The 5,215-nt window shown below is 62.7% G+C and carries 5 protein-coding genes and 1 pseudogene; 3 read left to right on the forward strand and 3 right to left on the reverse strand.

Going from position 1 to position 5,215, the window contains the following annotated elements:
- Together I5W_RS10275 and I5W_RS10280 are read left to right on the forward strand one after the other, a co-directional pair.
- A pseudogene (locus I5W_RS10275) lies at positions 1-187 on the forward strand (DUF2325 domain-containing protein); the annotation flags it as partial.
- A gap of 140 nt (positions 188-327) precedes the next feature.
- Complete coding sequence (locus tag I5W_RS10280) at positions 328-837, forward strand: hypothetical protein (protein ID WP_034310213.1); 510 nt, start codon at positions 328-330, stop codon at positions 835-837.
- A gap of 92 nt (positions 838-929) precedes the next feature.
- Here the strand turns inward: I5W_RS10280 and I5W_RS10285 are convergent, their stop codons facing one another.
- From I5W_RS10285 to I5W_RS10295, 3 genes are all read right to left on the reverse strand, one after another.
- Complete coding sequence (locus I5W_RS10285) at positions 930-1,757, reverse strand: GGDEF domain-containing protein (RefSeq protein WP_044529144.1); 828 nt, start codon at positions 1,755-1,757, stop codon at positions 930-932.
- Positions 1,758-1,901: 144 nt separating this feature from the next.
- Positions 1,902-3,470 (reverse strand): methyltransferase regulatory domain-containing protein, encoded by a 1,569-nt coding sequence (locus tag I5W_RS10290; protein ID WP_044529145.1) that lies wholly within the window; start codon positions 3,468-3,470, stop codon positions 1,902-1,904.
- A 61-nt stretch (positions 3,471-3,531) separates the two neighbouring features.
- A complete protein-coding gene (locus tag I5W_RS10295) occupies positions 3,532-3,954 on the reverse strand; it encodes a nucleotide pyrophosphohydrolase (RefSeq protein WP_044529146.1) in 423 nt (140 codons plus the stop codon).
- 207 nt (positions 3,955-4,161) lie between these two features.
- Between I5W_RS10295 and I5W_RS10300 the strand changes: the two genes are divergently transcribed.
- A complete protein-coding gene (locus tag I5W_RS10300) occupies positions 4,162-4,761 on the forward strand; it encodes a hypothetical protein (RefSeq protein ID WP_044529147.1) in 600 nt (199 codons plus the stop codon).
- The last annotated feature ends 454 nt before the right edge of the window (positions 4,762-5,215 follow it).

The following is a 5,215-nucleotide window of genomic DNA, read 5'->3' on the forward strand; positions in this document are numbered from 1 at the left end:
GGCACATCAGTCCAACGCCTATCACCTGGTCAAGAGCACCTGCAACAAACTGGGCAAGCCCTGCGTGCTGGTCAAGGGCACCGGCATTGCCTCCTTCCTCGACGGCCTGGGTCATCTGGCTGCCAGCGAAGCGCCGCAGGAAGGCCGTTCGGCACGTGGCGACCGGGTCTTGCGCGGCAAGCGATAGGGCCCGGATGAGCAGCCTGGACCGTTGGCCCCTACGCTGCTTGGAAAAAATCGTAAAAGCCCCCTACAATCGGACTCCCTGGCCCACCTTGCGTGGGCTATACCGCCAACCTGCCCTTGCGGCAATTTACGGGAGTCCGTTTGAAGATCGTACCTCGCCTGAACACCCGCTTGACTGCGCTGGTGCTGGCCTGCGCGGCCGCTGTGGCGCCCGTGGCGCAGGCCGCGCCGCAACCGCAACCCAGCTTCGGCATCGAGGTCGGCAATGCCCTGCTGTGCCTGAACCAGCTCAACAGCAAATATTTCTTCGATTACCTGGTGGCCGCCTTCGGACCGCCCTACAAGACCGAGGGCGGGGCCTACTGGTTCAAGGCCAGCAATATCTCGCTATGGGGGATGCAGGCCACCGACTTCCTGGTCAACGACAGCAATAGCCAGGCCGATTTCATCGGTGCCTATTTCAACACCACGCCGGTCAAGCTGACCGATGCCATCAAGTCCGCCATGGGCATCCGCTTTACGCCCGAGGATGACTCGGCCTACCCGGTGCGACAGTCGCAGGCCGGCAGCAAGATCGTCTACAACGACACCAATGCCAAGATGTATTGCGCCAAGTCCAAGTTCCTGGTGCCGGGGCCGGAGCAGCCCTGAACCTGCAAGCCCAGGAAAAATGCCGCGCGGTTCTGTGTGAACCGGGCGGCATTTTTCATTGGGGGGGGCGGCATGTCCGCCCCTCTTGACGCTCAATGCGCCTGCTTCAGATCCTCGGTGGTGCGGATGCAATCGCGGCCAGAGGCCTTGGCCAGGGCCAGCGCCTGTTCCGATTCGCGCAGCACGGTGTCGGGTTCGTCCACCTGGCGCTGCGGCGCCACGGCGGCAATCCCGATGCTGATGGTCACGCGGCCGCTGGGGCTGGCGCTGTGTTCGATGTTGAGCTGCTCGATCGACTTGCGGATACGCTCGGCCACGATGAGTGCGCCTTCCAGCCGCGAGCCCGGCAACAGGACCGCGATTTCCTGGGCACCGAAGCGCGAGAGCAGGTCTTCCGGTCGCACGTTGGTATCGCGAATGGCACTGCCCACCCGGCGCAGCACCTTGTCACCGGCCATGCGGCCATAGGTGGCGTTGTACTCGTCGAAGAAGTCGATGTCGATCATGATGATGGCCAGCGACAGATTGGTACGGGCAGCACGATTGAATTCTTCCAGCAGGCCGCGCTCGAACTGGCGGCGGTTGGCCAAGCCCGTGAGTGCATCTTCCAGACCCACCCGGGCCAGGGTCTTTTCCATTTCTTCCAGGTGCGAGCGGGCGTCGTCGCGTTGCTCCAGCATTTGCTGGTGTTGTTGCTGCATCTGCTGCAGATCGGTTTCCAGGGCGGCCAGCGGCTGCAGCAGTTGCCGCACCAGCAACCAGCACGACAGCACCGACAACAAGACCAGCACCACGGCGGCCAGGACGATGCCTTGCGCGCTGCCGCCCAGGACCAGGGCGCACAGCACGGCAGCAGTGAGGACCACGGCGGCGCTAGCGGCCAGGGTCAGGCGGATTTGAAGTGTGCGGGATAGGGACATAAGCAGAAAACCGACTTTCCTTCATGAGAATTCCGGTGGCCGCGCCCGGACAGGCGCGGCAGTGATGGCCGGCAAGGCGGCCACGCGAGATGCTACAGGCTCGGCCGCGACGACGCAACGCGCAGATGCAAAGCGCATCAGATATCAGACCACCTGCAAGGCGCACAGCAAGGGCAAGCGCGTGCGTGCGAACAGTCGTGCCTGGGCCGCCAGCTCGGCCAGGTTCTCCTGCTCGCCTTCGAGCCGCACCCCCTCGCGCACCAGGCGCTTGCCCTGGGCAGAAATGTGGCGCCAGGCCTCGGCCGGCCAGGCGTCGACGTTGTCGCCACAGATACTGCGCGCCAGCAGCAGCAATTGCTCGACCTGATCCACCTTGACCCCGCCACCGGTGACCGGACTGACCAGATGACTGATCTCGCCCTCCTGGCTGTCGGGCAGCACCAGGGTGGCCCGTTGCAACAGGTAGGCATTCAGGTCTGCCGTGCGGCGCGCGATCTGGGCCTGGGTGGCGGCATCGACTTCGGCCGGCAGGGGCGCGGCATGACCGGTGCCGATCAACATCAAGGCCGAATCGATCACCTGCGACAGGTTCAGGTTGCGATGCGCCAGCGAGGCCGCCAGGTCCACCAGGGTATGCGGCTGGTAGTCCGACAGCGCTTGCAGGATGGGTTCGTAGATGAGGCGATTGAGGGTGATCTCGGAGGCAACGTTCTGGATCGTCAACGGCACCTTGTCGGGTTCGGTCAGCAACACCACGCTTTGCAGCGCCAGGGCCTGCACCCGCTGGCGTTCGTCGAGCAACTGTCCACCGCGCACCCAGTAATCGCGACGGAAGGTCTGGTTGACCATGAAGTCACGCGTGCTCTGGTAGAGCACCGGATCGTCGATCACGGACAGGCACTGGCGCTGGGCCGGCGTGAGGTTGGCCATGTCCAGGTGATCGATGTAGTGCGCCGGACAGGCGAACTGCAAGCCGGCCGGCGAGAAGCGACGATGGATCTCGGCAAAGGTTTCGGCGTGCCAGTCGCGATTGAAGTATTCATGCGCCAGGTAGCTCACTGGCTGCTGCTGCAGGATCTTCAAGCGATCGCGCATGAAGGGATTGGCCTGGGCATAGACCGGATCGGTCTCGAACATGCGCGCGGCAAAGGCCAGCGCGGCCTCGATGCGGGCCGACGTAGGCAAGCCCTGCTCCTGGTTGCCGGCCAGTTGCGTATGCTGCACCAGCAGCTCGCGCAAAGGCAGGAAAGCCGACCAGCCCGGCTGGGTGTTGTAGCTCAGGTAGAGCACACCGCCTGGCTTGAGCTTGCGGTCGATGAAATCGAAGAGGATGTCGCGATTGTCCTGCGAGACCCAGCTCCAGATCCCGTGCAGGGCGATGAAGTCGAAGTCCGGCAAGTCGTTGCGACGGCAGAAATGCGAAAAGCTGGAATCCTCCAGTTGCGCGCCGCTGCCGCTGGCCGCGGCCAGCTCCTGGGCGAAGGCCGCCTGCATGGGATTGAAGTCATTGCCCCACCAGCGCGTGGTGGACGCCGCCGCATGGAAGTTGGTCGACAAGCCCTGCCCGAAACCCAGCTCGCAGGCAGTCTGGATGGCCGGCGCCTGCAGACCGTGGAAGGCGAAAGCCAGTGGCAGGCGCGCCGGATTCATGCCGGGGTAGTAGCCGTAGGTATAGGCGATATCAACAACGTAACCGTCGTTCCAGTTGTTCAAGGCAGGCTCCGGGGGCAGGTGGCGAGAGGATATGAAGAACGCTGCAAGGAAGGTGCCAGCATCAGCCTTGCTGTGCATCCGGTCGCGGCGCCGGGGCCAGGTCGCTGTACTTGCGCGCATTGCCGCGGGCCAGTTCGACCGGGTACTTGCGACCATTGAGCTCCATCTTTTCCAGCACCGCCTCATGCAGGTCCACGCCGGTATGGTCGGCCAGCTGGATCAGGTAGACCAGCACGTCGGCCATCTCATGGCGAATGCCTTGGCGGGCGGCGTCGTCCAGCTCATGGTCGGCGCCGGTAGGCAGCCACTGGAAATGCTCCATCAGCTCGGCCACCTCCACCGACAAGGCCATGACCAGATTCTTGGGCGTATGAAAACGTAGCCAGTCGCGTTCGCTGGAGAAGCGGCGGATGATGTCGCGCAATTGATGCAGGTCGGACGTGGGTGCGGATGAGGGAGGGAGATCAGAGGTCTGGTGAGTCATGGCGTGAGCTTCTGTGCTGGTTCCGTACTGGCCTGTGTTGGACCTGTATTGGCCTGTATTGGCCCTGTATTGGCGGGTTGCTGGTCTATTGTCGGATTGGTACTTTATCACCAACCCACACAGGCGCAGCACAGTGCTTGATCTGGGACAGATTGCATGTCATCGTGTTGATGCACAATGTATAAAACACGCGACATTTCGACCATCATGCCGACACTCCTCCGCGCCCCGCTGCGTCTTTTGTCCTGCGCCCTGTTGACGGCCGCCGTGTTGCTCAGCGGTTGCGACCGTCGCATCGATGGCGAACTGGCCGCGCACGAAGCTGCCCAGACCACGCTGGGGGTCACGCCCAAGCAGTTCGCGGCGCGCTTCAACAGCCGCCTGGCCGATGTGCTCAAGGACATGCAGGTGGAAGAGCCCGAGCACATGGCTCATCTCTACATGCTGGACGCTTCGCGCCTGCACCCCGGCCAATACGAATACGTGCTCGACACCAAGGTCGGCCCGGCCCAGACCACCCTCATCGGCACCCTCAACCAGGCCGGCCAACTGCGCAACGTGGGCGTGATGCTCACCAACCGCGGCCAGGCTGCGCGTAACGAATTTCTGATCTGTGCCGCCAGTGCCGCGCGCAGCTTCATCGTCGATGCAAAGGACCAGGCCAGGCTGCTGCCGCTGATCACCCGCCTGACCACGGTGGCCCTGGACAATCCCGGCCAGCGCATGACCGAAGTCGTGGCCGACCAATTACTTTCGGTAGAACTGGTACAGCAAGGTGTGTTGTTCCAGGTGCAACCCCGACAATAAGCCAATCTAACGGCTGCGGGATGATGTGGGGGAAACAGTTTCCCTACACCATCCCGCACACCGCGCCCTAGCGCAGGAATGTCGCCGCCGTTGCCGATACAGCCGGGGAAATACCCGGCTTTTTGACGGATCAAAAACCTAGCTCAGCGTTATGATGCGGGAGATCGTGTTTTCCCTTGCCTCTTCGATCATGCCGGTTACAGGCTGACAATGGGCATTCACTGCGGAAATGCACGAACCGCCCCCTCCTCATGCACTCGGTATCGGACGTCAGGCGGCTAGTCAGCCTGGCATGAAAAACGGGATCGCGGCGTTTTGGGAAAGAAGCGCTACGGTTTTCTAAAACAGCGGCAGGATCGCAGCCATCTTAAGGTTGCGACCAAGGGCACGGGGGAAAAATGCGCACCAATCTACCTATCACCACCATCGAGCGCTTGCGGAGGAGGCAATCCAT

Source organism: Herbaspirillum sp. B65, from assembly GCF_000333555.1.
GTDB classification, from domain to species: Bacteria; Pseudomonadota; Gammaproteobacteria; order Burkholderiales; family Burkholderiaceae_D; genus Herbaspirillum; species Herbaspirillum rubrisubalbicans.

Coding starts and splice junctions, on each gene's coding strand:
- I5W_RS10285 (WP_044529144.1), bottom strand. CDS start 1,757: ATGTCCCTATCCCGCACACTTCAAATCCGCCTGACCCTGGCCGCTAGC.
- I5W_RS10295 (WP_044529146.1), bottom strand. CDS start 3,954: ATGACTCACCAGACCTCTGATCTCCCTCCCTCATCCGCACCCACGTCC.
- I5W_RS10300 (WP_044529147.1), top strand. CDS start 4,162: ATGCCGACACTCCTCCGCGCCCCGCTGCGTCTTTTGTCCTGCGCCCTG.